Origin of the sequence: Halomonas caseinilytica, assembly GCF_001662285.1 — a bacterium.
GTDB lineage: Bacteria > Pseudomonadota > Gammaproteobacteria > Pseudomonadales > Halomonadaceae > Halomonas > Halomonas caseinilytica.
The window spans coordinates 69,866-86,558 of the sequence record NZ_BDEO01000018.1 but is presented as its reverse complement, the minus strand read 5'-3'; the positions used below and the strand labels follow the sequence as shown (position 1 = coordinate 86,558).

The window sequence follows — 16,693 nt, the reverse complement described above, 5'->3', positions numbered from 1 at the left end:
CTCGCGACCTCGCAGACCATCTACGCCCAGTCCTGGCAGCCCAAGGTCGAGGACCCAACCCACGCCGGCCGTCTGCTGGCCACCGGCTACTCCTGCCGCAGCCAGGCCAGGCGGCTGTCGGATGCTACCCTGCCACATCCCCTCCAGGGGCTGCTGGCGGCGTTGCGTTCCACTTCATCAACCGCATCTACGACGACCGACACCGAGAGGCTCAACCGATGACGTTCCCCGTTTCCCATCACGAGATTCGTGACCGTTTTTCCAGGGCCATGTCGGCCATGTACCAGGCCGAGGTGCCCCAGTACGAAACCCTGCTCGAGCTGGTCGCGGAGGTGAACCGCGAGACGCTGGCGCGTAACCCCGAACTGGCCGCGCGGCTCGAGGCCCACGACGAACTGAATCGCCTCGGTGTCGAGCGGCATGGCGCCATCCGGGTCGGCAGTGCCGAGGAACTTGCTATGCTGCGTCGACTGTTCGCGGTGATGGGTATGCACCCGGTGGGCTACTACGATCTCTCCGAGGCCGGCGTACCGGTGCATTCCACCGCTTTTCGCCCTATCGACGACGAGGCCCTGGCGCGCAATCCGTTCCGGGTCTTCACCTCGTTGCTGCGCCTGGAACTGATCGAGAGCGCCGAGCTGCGCGAGCGCGCCGCCGACATTCTCGCCGAGCGCGATATCTTCACGCCCGGCGCCCGGGAGCTGATCGAGCTCAGCGAGCGGCAGGGCGGTTTGACCGACGAGCAGGCCGACCGATTCGTGGCCGAAGCCCTAGAGACCTTCCGCTGGCACCAGGATGCCACCGTGGACCTGGGGACCTATGAGGCGCTGCATGCCGAGCATCGGTTGATCGCCGATGTGGTCTGCTTTCATGGGCCGCACATCAATCACCTGACACCGCGGACCCTGGACATCGACGAGGTCCAGCGACGCATGCCGGCATCAGGGATGAATCCCAAGGAGGTCATCGAAGGTCCTCCGCGTCGCGATTGCCCGATCCTGCTGCGCCAGACCAGCTTCAAGGCCCTGGAGGAACCGGTCCGCTTTGCCGGCGAACGGCAGGGTACCCACACCGCACGCTTCGGCGAGATCGAGCAACGTGGCGTGGCGCTCACGGCAGAAGGACGGGCGCTCTACGATCGGTTGCTCACCGAATCGCGTCGGCGCACCAAGGGACTGGCCAATGCCGAGCACCAGCGCGTGCTGGCCGAGGTGTTCGCCGACTTCCCGGATACCGAGACTGAGCTGCGCCGCCAAGGCCTGGCCTTCTTCGAGTATCAACTGACCGAGGCCGGGCGCGAAGCCGGCACAGTCGCCGAGACCGAGCTGGAAGCGTTGATCGAACAGGGCCTGGTGACGGCGCGTCCGATCACCTACGAGGATTTCCTGCCGGTCAGTGCGGCCGGCATCTTCCAGTCGAATCTCGGTGGTAGCAGTAACGAGGCCTATGCCGGCAATGCCAATCGGGAGGCCTTCGAAGCGGCGCTGGGGGCCGAGGTGACCGACGAACTGGCCCTCTACGGCGAGCGCGAGAGGTCATCTCGTGAGGCGGTGCTGGAAGCGCTCGTCGGCTGATCGACTATATTGCCGACAGGGAGCGGCATGTGGTCGGAGGTGAACGGATGGCGCGGGACGATGCACCGGCGGGCAGGATCTCGCTGGACGTGGTGGAGGCGCAGGCAGGAGGGGACATCGGCCGCGTCGTCATGAGCGGAGTGGCTGGCCTGCCTGGAGGCAGCGTCGCCGAGTGTGCGCAGTTCCTGCAGCATGATGCCGATGGGCTGAGGCGCTGCTTCATATCGGCGCCCCATGGCACGCCATCCCACTGCCTCAACCTGATCGTGCCGCCGTCCGATGAACGGGCCGATGTCGGGTTGATCATCATGGGCACCATGGGCTATCCGGGATTCTCCGGATCAAACGCCATGTGTGCCGTGGCCGCTCTGGCCGAGGCGGGGAGGTTGCCGACCACCGAGGACGAACAGCGGTTGGTGCTGGAAACACCCGCCGGCCTTTCCACGCTGGACGTCGGCTGTCGGGCGGCGCGAGTGGAAACGGTCACGTACGAGGCCGTACCGGGCTTCGTCGCGACCGGGGAGCGGCGTCTGGACGTCGAGGGGTGGGGCACCGTGCCGGTCGAACTGGTCTATGGCGGCACCTCCTATGTAGTGGTTCGGGGTGCGGAGGTGGGCATCGACCCCGCTACGACCACCATCGAGTCGCTGAACCATTTCTGTGGGGCGCTCCTGGCGAGCCTGGATCCGGCGTGGCGCATCCACCATCCGTTGCTGGGCGACTTGCCGCCCCCTGCCCTGGTCTTGCTGGCGGGGGAACTCGAATCCTCGGCCGTCAAGGGAGTGCATGTGCCGCTTGCCGTCTACATGCACCCTGGCGTGATCTGTCGTGGGCCGACGGGGACGGGGACGACGGCCCTGCTGGCCTATCTGACGAAACGCGGTGAGCTTCCCCCCGGCACGACGGTGCGCACGCTCTCGCCGTTCGGTAATGCCTTCGAGGGAACGCTGCTGGGAGGCGCGCGAATCGGTGACTTCACTGGAGTGAGAACCGCGATCCGCGGGCATCCGCGCGTCCTGGCGCGTAGCCAGGTGTTCCTGGACGACGAAACCTTCTCCGGTGACGAACAAGGGTTCCGGCGGCTGTTCGACACCCCATCCGGCGAACGGTCGCCAATCTGACGTCATGAGGGACAAGGCGTCTGTCCGGCCTTTATCGCACGGAACTCTGAGCATAACCTCGACGGATACAGCGCTTCGCAAGGACGTGCCATGCCGCTACTGGATAGCCTGTCGCCGCTCGATGGCGGCATCGACCTTCTGTTGATCCTGCTTTCGGTCCTGACGTCCATGATCAGTGCTTCGATGGGCGTCGGTGGCGGAACCCTGCTGATCATGACCATGGCACAGGTGATGCCCGGAGCAGCGTTGATCCCGGTACATGGCATGGTGCAACTGGGCTCCAACGGCGGCCGGGCGTTGATGATGCTACGTCACCTGACCTGGCCGATCCTGGCCGCCTTCGTTCCCGGTGCACTGCTCGGCGCCCTGGCGGCCAGCTGGATGCTGGTGCGCCTGTCGACCGGCGTGCTGGAGTTGACCATCGCCGGCTTCGTGCTCTTCACCCTCTGGGGACCTGGCCTGCCCAAGCGAAGTCTGGGACGGCTCGGCACCGCCATCGCGGGAGCCATCACGACCCTGCTGTCGAGCCTGGTCGGGGCCAGCGGGCCGATGGTCGCGGCCTTCATCAAGCAACACGGCGGCTCGCGCCAGGCCACCGTGGCGACCTTCGCTGCCTGCATGACCCTGCAACACCTCACCAAGGCCTTCGTGTTCGGCGTCGCCGGCTTCGTGTTTCATGATTGGCTCTGGCTGATCGCCCTGATGATTGCTGCCGGAGTGGTCGGCACCTGGCTGGGATTGCGGCTGTTGGGCCGGCTGTCGGAGCACCGTTTCGATGGCCTGTTTCGCTGGGGCCTGACGCTGCTGGCATTGCGCCTGATCTGGCTGGGGTTGCAGCGCCTCGGCGTCATAGGGTGACAGGCGGGGTGGGTCGTGAAGGCGACCAAGAACGAAGCCCGCGGCAGGGGCGGCGGGCCCGAAGGACGTCTAAAAAACGTGGATCTCATGAAAACGTCGATTTTTGTGGCCTTTTCCCCTGTACAGGGCGCTATTGTGGGTCATAATGCGCTTGTGTAGGGAAGCCACAAATTCAGGGGACACCCATGGGGCTCATGATGACACGGCGATGGTGCCTCGCCTTCATTCTGCTGTTGGCCGCTGCATTGCTGGCCGGCACCGCCCAGGCAAACAATCCGCGTTATGCCGGTATCATCATCGATACCGATACCAGTGAGATCCTCTACGCCGAGAACGCCGATGCACCGCGCTATCCGGCTTCTCTGACCAAGATGATGACACTCTACATGCTGTTCGAGAAACTCGATCAGGGTCGCATGACGCTGGGGCAACGCTTGCCCGTGTCATCCACCGCCGCCGGGATGCCGGCCACCAAGCTCTGGCTGAAACCGGGCGACAGTATTCCGGTGGAAAAGGCCATCCAGGCGCTGATCGTGCGTTCTGCCAACGATGTCGCGGTGGTGGTGGCCGAGGCGCTCGGTGGTAGCGAATCGCATTTCGCGCGGATGATGACCTCACGAGCCCATGAACTGGGCATGCAGAATACCACCTTCCGCAACGCCTCCGGTCTCCCGGACGACCGTCAGGTCACCACGGCCCGGGACATGGCACTGCTTGCCAGGCGTCTGATGCTCGATTTTCCCCAGTATTACCCCTACTTCTCCCTGGATCGCTTCACCTGGCGCGGCAAGACGCTGACGGGCCACAACAATCTGCTGAACAGCTATCCGGGGGCCGATGGCCTGAAGACCGGTTTCATCCGCGCCTCCGGCTTCAATGTGGCAACCTCGGCGAAGCGTGGCGACCGACGCATCCTCTCGGTGGTCATGGGGGGGTATACCGCCGCCTCCCGGGACGAGCACATGGCCAATCTGCTGGATCGTGGCTTTCTGCGTGCCTCGCTGCGCGACGGGCGTGGTTTCCTGGCCGATACCCGGATCACCAATGATTATCTATTGCCCGATGCGCAGCGTCCGATGTCACCGCCGTCCGGTCAGATGCTGGCGAGTGCCGACAATGCCTCCGCGGCCGACTCGCAGCCTGCCAGCTCGCCTTCCCGGGATGAGGTCATCGCGACGGCCGATACGGGCGTTGGGGGAGCGACATCGACACCCGAGCCGGTCTCGACCTCTGAACCGGCCATGGCGTCGGCGTCCGAGCGGAGTGCCTCGCCACGGCCGGCATCCACGGTGTCTGTTGCTTCGACGGCGCGCCATGATGCCGACCCGATCCGTCGCGTTGTCGATCAGCAAGAGGCGGCGTCGGCGAGCCCGGGAGGTTGGGGCGTACAGGTCGGTGCCTTCAGCAATGCCGATCATGCGCGGAGCCTGGCGGCCCGGGCCGCGGAACGCCTGACCGCCGAGCTGGCCGATGCCCGTGTGGCGGTCCCGCATGTCGCCGAGGCCGGCGTCTATCGGGCGCGACTGGTGGACATGCAGGAAGGGCAGGCGCGTAGCGCTTGCAGACGCTTGCAGGCACAGGGGATGGATTGCATGGTCGTGCAGGCCTCTCTCTAGTCAGGCAGCCCCTTCGGTAAGCGCTGAACGTCCATGGGCGGGGTTGTCGCCACCCGCCGAAGCCATTAGCTTGGTAGCCAAGTTGACATCGCCCCGCTGGCCTCGCCGGCGGGGTGGTTTTTTTGGTTCATCCACGAGGCCCGGCGCGGGGCAACAATGCTAGGGAGGTGAGATGTCATCATCGTTCAAGGGCATCTTGTGCATGTGCGGTGGGGTTCTGTGCCTGGCGCTGGGCGATGCCATTACCAAGTGGCTCGGCGAGACGCACTCTCCGTTGCAGATCATCTTCTTTCGTACCCTGGTGTCGCTGCCGCTGATTGCGCTGATCGCCCGTTTCAATGGCGGACTACGCAAGTTGTCGACGCGCCGCCCCGGCATTCATCTGATGCGTGGCCTGATCTTCACCGGGACCATGATCTGCTTCATGTGGGGGCTGACCCTGCTGCCGCTTGCCGAGACCACGGCCATCGCCTTTGCCGCACCGTTGTTCGTGAACCTGCTGTCGGTGCCGCTGCTCGGCGAGCGGGTCGATCGAACCACCTTGCTGGCCACTTGCCTGGGGTTTGTCGGCGTGCTGGTGGTGGTACGACCGGGAGGCAGCAGCTTCCAGCCGGCGGCTCTGATCGTGGTCGGGGCGGCGATCTTCTATGCCCTGACGATGATCACCGCGCGTCGTTATGGCGACCGCGAGCACCTCTGGGCCATGGTCTTCTATACCACCCTGGTGCCGATGCTGGTGTCGGCGGTCACCCTGCCCTGGGTATGGCAGATGCCGGCGCCCATTCACTGGCCGTTCTTCCTGCTGGCTGGCGTGCTGGGGGTCGGTGCCATGATCGGGCTGACCCTGGCGTTTCGTTATGCGCCGGCGGCACTCGCCGCTCCCTTCGACTACACGGCGTTGCTCTGGGCCGTGCTGCTGGGCTGGTGGCTGTGGGATGAGGTGCCGGACCTGTGGGTGTTCGTCGGTGGTACCCTGATCATCGTCAGTGGTCTGGCAATCGCCTATCACGAGCGGCGGGTCGCTCTGAACCGCCGACCCACCGCCTGACGGCGAAGTCAGCGCCGGGGCATGCTGGAGGCCGCGGGCTGAAAGAAGTCCCGGGCCGCGGCCTCCGGGTCCGGCTTGCCGCAGATCGCCGAGATCACCGCCAGGCCATTGGCGCCGGTCTGGCGCACGGCCTCGACATGTTCGGCCTTCAGGCCGCCGATGGCCACCGTGGGCAGGGGGCTGGCATCGACCAGGGCGGCCAGGCCCTCGAAGCCGAGGGGGGCGGCGTGATCGTGCTTGCTGGGTGTGGCGAAGACTGGCCCCAGGCCCAGATAGTCGAGTTTGCCCGCTTCGATCCTGGCAAGCTGTTCGTGAGTCTGTACCGAGAGGCCGAGGGTGGCGTCCGGACCAAGGGCGGCCCGGGCGTCGTCGACGTCGCCGTCGTCCTGGCCGATGTGCAGGCCATCCGCGCCACTTGCCAGGGCCACTTCCAGCCGATCATTGATCAGCAGGGGAACACCGCTGCCCGCCAGGACAGTCTTCAAGCGTCGTGCCACCGGCACCAGCTCGGCATCGCTGGCGTGCTTGTCGCGCAGTTGCACCAGGGTCACGCCTCCGCGCACGGCGGCAGCAACGGTGTCTTCCAGCCCCCGTTCGGCGCACATTTCGGGGTCGGTGACCAGGTAGAGAGAAAGGTCAAGTCGCATGGGTGATCTCCAGTTGGGCACGGGCCGTCAGGGTGTTGGCGTCGAGGGCATGCAGGGCATCGAGGAAGGCCACGGCGAAACTGCCGGGACCCGAGGCATGCTCTCCGGCGATGCTGCCGGCCACGGCGTAGCTGGCCAGTGCCGCCACACAGGCGTCGAACGGCTCCTCGCCGATGGCCAGGTGGGCGCCCACCACGCCGGTCAGGGCACAGCCCAGTGTGGTGACGAGTGGCATGAGGGCATGCCCGCCGGCCACACGGGCCAGGCGCTTGCCGTCGGTGACGAGGTCGGTCTCGCCGGTGACCGCGACGACCGCGCCGGTACGTCGGGCCAGCACCACGGCGGCACGCTCCGCCGCCTCGGTGGTGTCGGTGCTGTCCACGCCCTGGCCACCACGGCCTTGTTCGGCCAGGGCCATGATTTCCGAGGCATTGCCACGCACCGCAGTCGGTGACAGTGCCAGCAGCCGGGCGCCGGCCTCGCGGCGCAGGGCCGTGGCTCCCACCGCCACTGGATCGAGCACCCAGGGCGTTCCGGCGTCAGTGGCGGCGCGGGCGGCATCTTCCATGGCATTCACCCAGTCGGGCGACAGCGTGCCGATGTTGAGCGTCACGGCGCCGGCCAGGGCGGCAAACTCCCCGACTTCCTCGCGCGCATGAGCCATGGCCGGCGAGGCCCCATGCGCCAGCAGCACATTGGCCATGGTGTTCATGGCGACATGATTGGTGATGTTGTGAACCAGTGGGCGGGTCTCGCGCACGCGGCCCAGGTGGTGAGCGAGATCGATGGTATGCATGGCGCCTCCCGGGCGGCGGGAGGTGCTGGCCCCGGAAGGGCCGGCACGACTCCCTCCGCCGGCATTATCCGGGTCAGGTGATGAGGGTGCGTCTCAGCCGGGCGGCATGGCGTCCGGCGCCCCTGTCGTCGACCTTCTACTATCCGTGCCCGGTCGGGGCCTGTAAAGAGGGGTCAGGCGAGTTGCAGGACGGCCAGGGTGAGCAGGCAGGCATGCGTGAGGCTGTGCAGCAGGGAGGCGGGGTTGGTCTCGGGGTATCGGTATCGCCGTCTTCATCGGTGAAAAGCAGGATGGCAACGGCCGAGGCGAGGCCCAACAGCCCTAGCGGCAGACCACCGACTTCCCAGCAGGCGATCACCCAACCCAGGGCCAGCGTCAGGACGCCGGCCAGGATGAGGCCTCCGGCGCGATAGCGAGTTGCCTCGGAGGCGGGTAAAGCATGATGCGTCATCATCGTGCGTTCCTCACGCGTTGCAGCAAGGGAGCGCAAGCATAGCCCCCATTGTTTTAACGGGGCTTGAATGTTCAATGACAGCGTCATGAAGCGGTGGCGACCTCGGCCGCCACCGTGTCGATCAAGAGCGCTTGGGCTGCTTGACCAGGCGCAGATAAGGCTTCTGCTCGTCCCAGCCTTCCGGGAAGAGCGTCTTGGCTTCCTCGTTGCTCACGGCGGGAACGATGATGCAGTCGTCGCCGTCCTGCCAGTTCACCGGGGTGGCCAGCTTGTGCTCGTCGGTGAGCTGCAGGCTGTCGAGCACGCGCAGCACCTCGGCGAAGTTGCGGCCGGTGCTGGCCGGGTAGGTGATGGTCAGGCGGATCTTCTTGTTCGGGTCGATGATGAAGACGCTACGCACCGTCAGGGTGTCGTTGGCATTGGGGTGAATCATGCCGTAGAGGTTGCTGACCTTGCGGTCGCTGTCTGCCAGCAGCGGGAAGTTCAACCCTTGGCCCTGGGTTTCCTGAATGTCGCCGGCCCAGGCTTCATGATCCTCGAGCGGGTCCACGGACAGGCCGATCGCCTTGGTGTTGCGCTTGTCGAACTCCGGCTTGAGCCGCGAGACTTCGCCGAGCTCGGTGGTGCACACCGGGGTGAAGTCCTTGGGGTGCGAGAACAGGATGACCCAGTTGTCTCCGGCCCACTCGTGGAAATTGATGGTGCCAGCGGTGCTTTCCTGGGTGAAATCTGGCGCGATGTCGCCGAGTTGCAGTGACATATCAGGCTCCTATCAGTTGAGTTGATGGCATCGAGAGACGGTGCCGGTTCGACGGCTTCAAGCATTGCACGATGAAGGCGCCGGTGGAAACAACCGCTGGCCATATGCTCAGTCGAATTCACGCTTAGCTTCGAGACGGCAGAGCGCAAGATGTAAGCGCAAAGAGGTCGTTTACGTGCGCCAAATGAGCCCCTCGAGCTGCAATCCAGCGCCGATATGGCCGAGCGAAGTCGTTCATGACGCTCGCTAGGGCGCTGGGGCGGCGGCGCCGAGATATCGCTTCTGCCAGTATTCCAGCCCCACTGGTGTGGTCGTGACGCGTCGCCCGCGGCCGGGGGCGTGGATCATCTGGTCATGGCCCAGGTAGATGCCCACGTGACTGGCATTGCCGTCTCCGGCGGTGTCGAAGAACAGCAGGTCGCCCGGGCGCGCCTCATCGATCGGCGGCAGGGTCTCGAATTGCCGACGGGAGGTGCGCGGGACACTGATGCCCGCTCGGGCGTAGGCGAGTTGCACCAGTCCCGAGCAGTCCAGGCCTCTCGGTGTGTCGCCGCCGAAACGATAGGGCGTTCCGAGTGCCTGGCGCGCTTCGGAGAGGATCATGGCGCGCTCCATGGAGAGGTTGCCGTCATCGCGGGTGGCCAGGTCGGGGCCGGCGCAACCGGCCAGCCACAGGAGGAGCAACAGCGCCAGGGGCCATCTCGGCAGGTGTGGCGCGGAACGGTGCAGGTAGGTGGATCGTCGCGGCATGTGTGCTCCGAGCAGGGCTATCCAGATGTTTCGGCCGGTCGTCCCGAAACAGATTAGCCCGTGATGTCGGCGCTGGCGAGTATTAGCGGAAGGCGATGCGCGTGCCGTGAGTCAAGCGTTCCTCGGGTGTCATGGCGTGTCCTGGCACGCCGATCATTTCGTCGCCGCATTGATCGTCCCAAGTCAGGACGCCATGGGTCAGCCCGAGTTCGCCGAGGCGTTCGCGAATCTCACCGGTGCCCGAATAGGTGCAGGTATGCCCTGCCTTGTCGGTGAGGGTGGATACGCCGTTGGCATGGTGGAGGCGCACCGTGTAGATCCCATCCTGGGATTCCACCTCGACGATGGGCGAGAACCCGTGAGCCAGGGCGTGGGAGAGTTGCTTGTAGGTGATGCGATCACCCGGGGAGAGGTCGCTGGCGGCCATGATGAGCCCCTTCGCATGGTGGTCTCTTCCCTCAATGTAGAATCCCGTCGGGCGTATCGCCATTCTGCTCCTGGGGTGGAAATTCTGGTGTCTTGCCCCCATTCAGGCATCTCGATCCATATGCGAAGGAGAAGACCATGAGCTTCCAGGGTGAGCAATATCCCGGCGTGAAGTCGCCGGCTGCCGAGACCGATGGCTTCCGTCTGAATCACACCATGCTGCGCGTCAAGGATCCCCGGGCGGCGCTGGACTTCTACTCGCGTGTCTTCGGCATGCAGGTATCGCGCAAGCTGGATTTCGAGGAGATGCAGTTCTCCCTGTACTTTCTGACCAAGCTCGAAAAAGGCGATGAGGTGCCGGAAGACAAGGCGGAGCGCAGCGTCTGGACCTTCAGCCAGAAGGGGCTGCTGGAACTGACCCACAACTGGGGTACCGAGGATCAGGCGGATTTCGCCTATCACGACGGTAACGCCGAACCTCAGGGATTCGGACACATCTGCTTTGCGGTGCCGGACCTGAAGGCCGCCGAGGCTTGGTTCGATGCCAATGAGGTCGAGTTCATCAAGCGCGCCGACCAGGGCAAGATGCCGGATGTGGTCTTCGTCAAGGACGTGGACGGCTACTGGATCGAGGTGGTCGAGGCCGCGCGGATGGCCGACAAGGGCGACTGACGCCAGGCGCCGAGAGGCGGGCTGCGAGGCCCGAACCGCCGCACCTGAACGCCACAGAGGCCGCCCGAGATAGGGCGGCCTCTTTCGTCGTACGGCTCTGAGTGGGGATCAGTGCTCGTGTTGTGACTCGGGCTTTGAAGCGCCTTCGGCTTCCGGGTCGGCCAGGGCGTCGTGCAGCACGCGAGCGTTGTGGCGCATCATGCCGATATAGGTGCTGGCTTCGCCCTCGGGCGACAGGGCGCCGGAGTAGAGTGTGCCGGCCACCGGGCGGCCGGTTTCCTCGGCGAGCTGGTCGATGATCGCCGGGCTGGTCATGCTCTCGTGGAACAGAGCCTGAACGTTGTTGGCTTTGATCACGTCGATCAATTCGGCCATATGGGCGGCGCTGGGTTCGGTGGCCGTCGTCAACCCAGCTGGTGACAGGAAGCTGACCCCATAGGCTTTCGAGAAATAGCCGAAGGAATCGTGGCCGGTAATGACGCTGGTGGATTCGGGCAGTGCCGCCATCTGCTCATGGATCTCGGCATCCAGGGCGTCCAGGTCAGCCATGTACGCTTCGGCACGTTGGCGATAGGCCGCTTCATGTGCCGGATCTGCGGCGATCAGGCCGTCGCGGATATTGGCCACATAGCGTTTGCCGAGCACCGGGTCCAGCCAGGCATGCGGATCTTGGCCGCCGTGATCATGATGGTGGTTGTGCTCGGCGTGGGCGTGGTCTGCATGCTCGTGACCACCATGGTCATGGCTCGAGTGATCATGGCCCGAGTGGTCATGTTCGGCGTGGTCATGGCCAGAGTGATCGTGTCCGTCATGACCGTGATCCGAGTGATCATGGTTGTCGCTGCCAGTGGCCTCCTGCCGAGAGGTGATGCCTTCCGTGGCCACGACCCGGGGGCCTTCGTAGTCGCCGGCATCCAGCAGACGTTCCATCCATCCTTCGAAGTGCATGCCGTTGAACACCACCAGGTCGGCATTCGTCAGGTTCCGGGCATCGTCGGGGCGCGGTGAATAGACATGGGCATCGCTGTCCGGGCCGACCAGTGCGTCGACCTCGACGTATTCACCGCCGACCTGTTCGACCATGTCGGCCAGGATGCTGAAGCTGGCGATGACCTGCACGCGCTCCTCGGCCAGGGCGCTGGGCATGGCCAGGAGGGCGGATAGGCCGGCGATCAGTGCGGTGCGACGCTTGACGGGAGTGGCGGATGACATGGGGAGATCTCCTGAACGGTCAGTGGGGCTGGGGCGCGTTGAGAGGGGCGGCTCGACGGCGGTGACGAGCGATGAGGCTATGGTGGCGCCCGCACAACGCCGAGACGATGTAGGCAAGCCCCGCCAGCAGGATGATCGCCGGGCCGGAGGGCAGGCTGAAATGGTACGACAGCAGCAGGCCGCCCAGATTGGCGATCAAGGCGATGGCGATGGCGATGACGATCAAGCCCTCCAGGCGCTGACTCCAGAAGCGTGCGGTGGTGGCAGGCAGCATCATCAGTCCCACGGCCATCAGGGTGCCGAGGGTCTGAAAGCCGGCAGTGAGGTTGAGCACTACCAGGCCCAGGAAAACGCCATGCACCAGTCCGCCGCGTACGCCCTGCCCCCGGAGGAACAGCGGGTCGAGGCACTCGACCACCAGGGCGCGGAAGATGCCCGCCAGCGAAAGTACGATCAGTGTGGCGATGCTGGCGATCAACAGCAGGGCCGTGGTGTCCACGGCCAGTATCGAGCCGAACAGCACATGGGTCAGATCCACGCTGCTGCCGCCCAGTGATACCAGCATGACGCCCGCGGCCAGCGAGATCAGGAAGAAGCTCGCCATGGCGGAGTCTTCTCGGTGGCCGGTCATCTGCGAGACGCTTCCGGCCAGTACCGCCACGACCAGCCCCGACAGAATACCGCCCAGGCTCATGATCGGCAGCGAGAAGCCGGCGAACAGGAAGCCGAGCGCAATGCCGGGCAGGATGGCGTGCGACATGGCGTCACCGATCAGGCTCATGCCGCGCAACATCAGGAAGACCCCCAGCGGCGGGGCGGCCAGTGACAGGGCCAGGCCAGCGACGGCTGCCCGCCCCATGAAACCGTAATCGAAAGGTGCGAGCAGCCAGGCATCAAGCAGTGCCAGCATGGGGAATATCCGAGAAATCGATGGGCAGGCGTGGGGCGCGGGCGGGCTGCCCCGTGTGGTAGTCGAGCAAGGCCTCGGGGCCGACCCAGCGGCCATGGCCGCCGGCCAGCAGCAGGACGTCATCGGCCAGGCGCGACAACTGTTCCATGTCGTGCAGTACCACCAGGATGGTCGTACCGGCGGCGGCCATGTCGCGCAGGACTTCCATCAGCACCTCGACGGTTTCGCCGTCAACGTTGGCAAAGGGCTCGTCTAGCAGCAGCAGCTCGGCTTCCTGCATCAGGGTGCGGCCGATCAGGGCACGCTGGCGTTGGCCGCCGGAGAGTTCGCCCAACTGGCGGTGGGCCAGGTGGGAAATACCCAGCCGGGCCATGATCTCCCGGCCCCGGCGATAATGCGCGGCACAATATCCCTTGAAGGCACCGTGGCTTGGCCAGGTGCCTGTCATGATCAGTTCCTCGACGCTCATCGGAAAGGTCAGGTCCAGGGCAAGCTGCTGGGGCAGCCAGGCGCAGCGCTCCCGTGATACGCCACATTCCACTCGGCCTGCGACCGGTGGCAGCATGCCCATGATCGCCGAGATCAAGGTGCTCTTGCCGGCACCATTGGCACCGATCAAGGCGGTAATCGCGCCGTCCTGGAAGCGGCCATCCAGGTGTTCGAGAACGGTCTGCCCGCCTCGGGCTAACTGCAGGTCGTGGAGCTGCAGGCGCGCCATCAGCCCGCTCCTCCGAGTACCCAGGCCACCGCCAGCCATAACAGGGCCAGCGGTGCCGTGGCGAGCAGCAGGCGACGCGTCGCGGACAGCGACATCAAGGAAAAGTGGCACGGCCCTTCGGGGCGGTGACGGTGATTGCGATGCGCCATGGCGAGAAACCTCCGATAAGGCGCAGAAGTTATAACATAACATAACAGTCGAGGCCAATCGGACGGGGCTCTCGTCAGTGGCAGGCGGCCGCTGGTGATCCGTGCCGACAGGGGAGCTGCGTTGACATCATCAGAGAAAATTGTTGCGATGCAGCGCCTTTGGCCGGGTATAGTCTGGCCATGCGGCTATCTTTAGCCTGCATTCCCCCCTTTTCTTCCAACAAGATGAGTTCACTCTATGACCACGGATACGCACAAGGAGGTCGAAGAACGCGATCGTCTCAACCCGATCGTCTTCTACAGCTCCGTCGTCGGTATCGTCGTCTTTTCGTTGTGGACGATGCTGCGCACCGAGCAGGCCAATGCTGTAATCGGCGCCGTACTGGGCTGGATTGCCCAGACCTTCGGCTGGTATTACTTCCTGACCGTCGTGATCTATCTGGGCTTCGTGATTTATCTGGGCTTTTCTCGCTACGGCAAGATACGCCTCGGCCCGGAACACTCCCGACCCGACTTCAACCTTTTCTCCTGGTCCGCCATGCTTTTCTCGGCGGGTATCGGCATCGGGGTCATCTTCTTTGCCCTGGCCGAGCCAGTCACCCAGTTCTACAGCGCGCCGGAAGCCCCCGACGGACAGGTTGCCGCGGCACGTCACGCCATGCAGTTGACCTTTCTGCATTGGGGCCTGTCCGGCTGGGGCATCTATACCCTGGTAGGCATGTCGCTGGCGTTCTTCAGCTATCGCCATAATCTTCCGTTGACCATTCGGAGTGCCCTGTATCCGATCTTCGGGCAGCGCATCTATGGCATCATCGGGCATGTCGTCGATACGGCGGCCGTGCTCGGCACGGTATTCGGTATCGCCGCCAGCCTGGGAATCGGTGTCATCCAGCTCAACTTTGGCCTGGATTACATGTTCGGCATTCCCGAGAGTACCTGGACCCAGGTCGTGCTGGTGCTGGGCATCGTGCTGTTCGCCACCATTTCGGCGGTCACCGGGGTAGAACGTGGCATTCGACGTCTTTCCGAGTTCAACATTCTGCTGGCCGTACTGCTGCTGTTGTTCGTGCTGTTCGCCGGCAAGACCGTCTTCCTCCTCAATGCATTGGTGATGAACATCGGCGATTACCTCTCCGGTTTCGTCAGCATGTCGTTCAACACCTATGCCTTCGACCCGCCCGAGACCTGGCTCAATGCCTGGACGCTTTTCTTCTGGGCCTGGTGGATTGCCTGGGGGCCTTTTGTCGGTCTCTTCCTGGCACGTATCTCGCGTGGTCGTACTATCCGTACCTTCGTGTTGGGTACGCTGACGTTGCCGATCATCTTCATGATCCTGTGGATGTCGCTGCTGGGTAACAGTGCCATCGACATGGCCATGAACGGAGCGACCGACTTCGGCCAGCGCATCATGGAAAATCCGCCGGCGGGGATCTATCTGTTCCTCGAGGAGTACCCGGCTCCCATCGTCACCACCATGGCGGTCAGCATCCTGGCCATCGTGTTCTTCGTTACCTCGGGGGATTCCGGTGCCCTAGTACTGTCTAACTTCACTTCGATACTGAAGAACGTCAACTCCGACGCGCCGGTCTGGATGCGTATCCTCTGGTCGATGGTGATCGGGGTATTGACGCTCTCCTTGTTGCTGGCCGGTGGGCTGGGCGCCTTGCAGAGCGCCGTGGTCATTACCGGTCTGCCCTTCTCGATCGTGCTGTTCTTCATGATTGCCGGGCTGCACAAGGCGTTGAAGATGGAGGCCATCAAGGAGGACAGCCGCCTGCTCAGCCTGTCGGGCCACCTTTCCGGTCGCACTGGCGGCGAGCGTGGCAAGCGTGACAATTGGCAACACCGTCTCAGGCGAGCCATGAGCTTCCCCAACGAGAAGCAGGCCAAGCGCTTCATGAACGAGACGTGCCTGCCGGCACTGGAGGCCGTGCGTGACTCCCTGAGCGAGCAAGGTGTCGAGGTGGAGGTCAATCAGGGTGTGCAGAACGGCTACGACTACATGTCGCTGAACGTCGATCTGCAGGACGAACAGAACTTCACCTATCAGGTTTGGAGCCAGGGCTTCCCCACGCCAGGCTTCGCCATGCATACCCCTCAGGCGGGCAAACGCTACTATCGGGTCGAGGTTTATCTGATGGAAGGCAGCCAGGGATACGACCTGATGGGCTATAGCCGGGAGCAGGTGATCGAGGACGTGCTCGACCAGTACGAGCGGCACATGCAGTTCCTCCACCTCAACCGGATGGAGCCTGGCCATATCAACATGCCGGACAGCCCCGAGCAGCCACCGGCCTGATCCGCGCCGGCTCGTCCCGCTTCGCCGTCAGTCCTGCCCGGGGCTGGCGGCGTTTTCATGATGACTGTCGATGGGGTGGGGTTGCTAAACTGTGCGTCCACTTTTCTTTTCAAGGATGACGCGATGTTCCTCGAACGCGTAGTGCCGACGCTCGGCGCCCTGGGCGTGGCTGGCCTGCTGGCCCTGGCGGCCCCCAATGCCTTCGCTACCGGCAATACTGGCCTCTACCTCGGTGGCGGTGTCGGTCAGACGCATGGTGATGGCAACTTCGACGACGAAGCCGAGCACTGGAAGCTGGTGGGAGGGTACAACTTTGGCTGGTTGCCCTTCCTGGACGTGGGCGCGGAGCTGGCTTACGTCAACGCCGATACCCTCGACGGCGAGGCGAACGGCGACTCGGCCAGTCTCGATGTCGAGAGCGTTCAGGCCACCGGTGTACTGGGTTGGAGCCAGGGGCCGCTGGGCTTCTATGCCAAGGCGGGCATGGCCGATTGGGACGCCGAGCGGCACGGCCGTGGTGTCGGCGGCGACCTCTCCGGCACTGATCCCGTCTATGGTGTGGGGGCGCGATTCGGCCTGTTCGGCCTGACCGGACGCCTGGAGCTCGAACGTCTCGATACCGATGACATCGGCAATCTCGACATGGTGACGGCTGGCGTGGTCTACACGTTTTAACCCCGGCT

The 16,693-nt window shown here is 64.4% G+C and carries 18 protein-coding genes and 1 riboswitch; of the genes, 9 read left to right on the top strand and 9 right to left on the bottom strand.

Annotation, left to right across the window (positions count from 1 at the left end; all coding sequences use genetic code 11):
• From HSDC_RS16080 to HSDC_RS16055, 6 genes are all read left to right on the top strand, one after another.
• A partial coding sequence (locus HSDC_RS16080) for a hypothetical protein (RefSeq protein WP_137055366.1) occupies positions 1-222 on the top strand: 222 nt, incomplete at its 5' end.
• Positions 219-1,574: a 2-oxoadipate dioxygenase/decarboxylase HglS gene (gene hglS, locus HSDC_RS16075; RefSeq protein WP_064700970.1), complete on the top strand. Its 1,356-nt coding sequence runs from the start codon at positions 219-221 to the stop codon at positions 1,572-1,574. The genes HSDC_RS16080 and hglS, both read left to right, overlap by 4 nt.
• Before the next feature lie 47 nt (positions 1,575-1,621).
• Complete coding sequence (locus HSDC_RS16070) at positions 1,622-2,695, top strand: proline racemase family protein (RefSeq protein WP_064700969.1); 1,074 nt, start codon at positions 1,622-1,624, stop codon at positions 2,693-2,695.
• A gap of 90 nt (positions 2,696-2,785) precedes the next feature.
• Positions 2,786-3,553: a sulfite exporter TauE/SafE family protein gene (locus HSDC_RS16065; RefSeq protein WP_064700968.1), complete on the top strand. Its 768-nt coding sequence runs from the start codon at positions 2,786-2,788 to the stop codon at positions 3,551-3,553.
• Positions 3,554-3,747: 194 nt separating this feature from the next.
• On the top strand, positions 3,748-5,169 hold the full coding sequence (locus tag HSDC_RS16060; RefSeq protein ID WP_342039357.1) for a serine hydrolase: 1,422 nt from the start codon (positions 3,748-3,750) through the stop codon (positions 5,167-5,169).
• 172 nt (positions 5,170-5,341) lie between these two features.
• Positions 5,342-6,217 carry a DMT family transporter gene (locus tag HSDC_RS16055; protein ID WP_064700966.1) on the top strand — a complete coding sequence of 292 codons (876 nt, stop codon included), beginning with the start codon at positions 5,342-5,344 and terminating at the stop codon, positions 6,215-6,217.
• An 8-nt stretch (positions 6,218-6,225) separates the two neighbouring features.
• Here the strand turns inward: HSDC_RS16055 and thiE are convergent, their stop codons facing one another.
• The 5 genes from thiE to HSDC_RS16025 form a co-directional block, all read right to left on the bottom strand.
• Positions 6,226-6,864, bottom strand: a complete 639-nt coding sequence (thiE, locus tag HSDC_RS16050) for a thiamine phosphate synthase (protein WP_064700965.1) — start codon at positions 6,862-6,864, stop codon at positions 6,226-6,228.
• Positions 6,854-7,660 carry a hydroxyethylthiazole kinase gene (thiM, locus tag HSDC_RS16045; protein ID WP_064700964.1) on the bottom strand — a complete coding sequence of 269 codons (807 nt, stop codon included), beginning with the start codon at positions 7,658-7,660 and terminating at the stop codon, positions 6,854-6,856. Before thiM ends, thiE begins: the two co-directional genes overlap by 11 nt.
• A gap of 33 nt (positions 7,661-7,693) precedes the next feature.
• A riboswitch (TPP riboswitch) is annotated at positions 7,694-7,794 on the bottom strand.
• 441 nt (positions 7,795-8,235) lie between these two features.
• The gene (locus HSDC_RS16035) at positions 8,236-8,874 is read right to left on the bottom strand and encodes a peroxiredoxin (RefSeq protein ID WP_064700962.1); all 639 of its coding nucleotides are present in this window, start codon (positions 8,872-8,874) and stop codon (positions 8,236-8,238) included.
• A gap of 246 nt (positions 8,875-9,120) precedes the next feature.
• Positions 9,121-9,624: a C40 family peptidase gene (locus HSDC_RS16030; protein WP_064700961.1), complete on the bottom strand. Its 504-nt coding sequence runs from the start codon at positions 9,622-9,624 to the stop codon at positions 9,121-9,123.
• An 82-nt stretch (positions 9,625-9,706) separates the two neighbouring features.
• Positions 9,707-10,051 carry a DUF6482 family protein gene (locus HSDC_RS16025; protein WP_064700976.1) on the bottom strand — a complete coding sequence of 115 codons (345 nt, stop codon included), beginning with the start codon at positions 10,049-10,051 and terminating at the stop codon, positions 9,707-9,709.
• 137 nt (positions 10,052-10,188) lie between these two features.
• Here HSDC_RS16025 and gloA point away from each other — a divergent pair, with 137 nt between their 5' ends.
• Positions 10,189-10,722 carry a lactoylglutathione lyase gene (gene gloA, locus HSDC_RS16020; protein ID WP_064700960.1) on the top strand — a complete coding sequence of 178 codons (534 nt, stop codon included), beginning with the start codon at positions 10,189-10,191 and terminating at the stop codon, positions 10,720-10,722.
• Positions 10,723-10,830: 108 nt separating this feature from the next.
• Here the strand turns inward: gloA and HSDC_RS16015 are convergent, their stop codons facing one another.
• From HSDC_RS16015 to HSDC_RS16895, 4 genes are read right to left on the bottom strand one after another with little or no spacing between them, the layout of a single operon-like run.
• Positions 10,831-11,934, bottom strand: coding sequence for a metal ABC transporter substrate-binding protein (locus HSDC_RS16015; RefSeq protein WP_064700959.1), 1,104 nt, complete (start codon positions 11,932-11,934; stop codon positions 10,831-10,833).
• Between the two features lie 19 nt (positions 11,935-11,953).
• Positions 11,954-12,844 (bottom strand): metal ABC transporter permease, encoded by an 891-nt coding sequence (locus HSDC_RS16010; protein ID WP_064700958.1) that lies wholly within the window; start codon positions 12,842-12,844, stop codon positions 11,954-11,956.
• Positions 12,828-13,562: a metal ABC transporter ATP-binding protein gene (locus HSDC_RS16005; RefSeq protein WP_064700957.1), complete on the bottom strand. Its 735-nt coding sequence runs from the start codon at positions 13,560-13,562 to the stop codon at positions 12,828-12,830. The genes HSDC_RS16010 and HSDC_RS16005 overlap by 17 nt, the downstream gene beginning before the upstream one ends.
• Complete coding sequence (locus HSDC_RS16895; RefSeq protein WP_170825751.1) at positions 13,562-13,711, bottom strand: hypothetical protein; 150 nt, start codon at positions 13,709-13,711, stop codon at positions 13,562-13,564. Before HSDC_RS16895 ends, HSDC_RS16005 begins: the two co-directional genes overlap by 1 nt.
• A gap of 238 nt (positions 13,712-13,949) precedes the next feature.
• On the opposite strand from HSDC_RS16895, the gene betT reads away from it, so the two are divergent.
• Together betT and HSDC_RS15995 are read left to right on the top strand one after the other, a co-directional pair.
• On the top strand, positions 13,950-16,010 hold the full coding sequence (gene betT, locus HSDC_RS16000) for a choline BCCT transporter BetT (protein ID WP_064700956.1): 2,061 nt from the start codon (positions 13,950-13,952) through the stop codon (positions 16,008-16,010).
• A 123-nt stretch (positions 16,011-16,133) separates the two neighbouring features.
• Positions 16,134-16,685 carry an outer membrane beta-barrel protein gene (locus HSDC_RS15995; RefSeq protein WP_064700955.1) on the top strand — a complete coding sequence of 184 codons (552 nt, stop codon included), beginning with the start codon at positions 16,134-16,136 and terminating at the stop codon, positions 16,683-16,685.
• Positions 16,686-16,693: the final 8 nt, after the last annotated feature.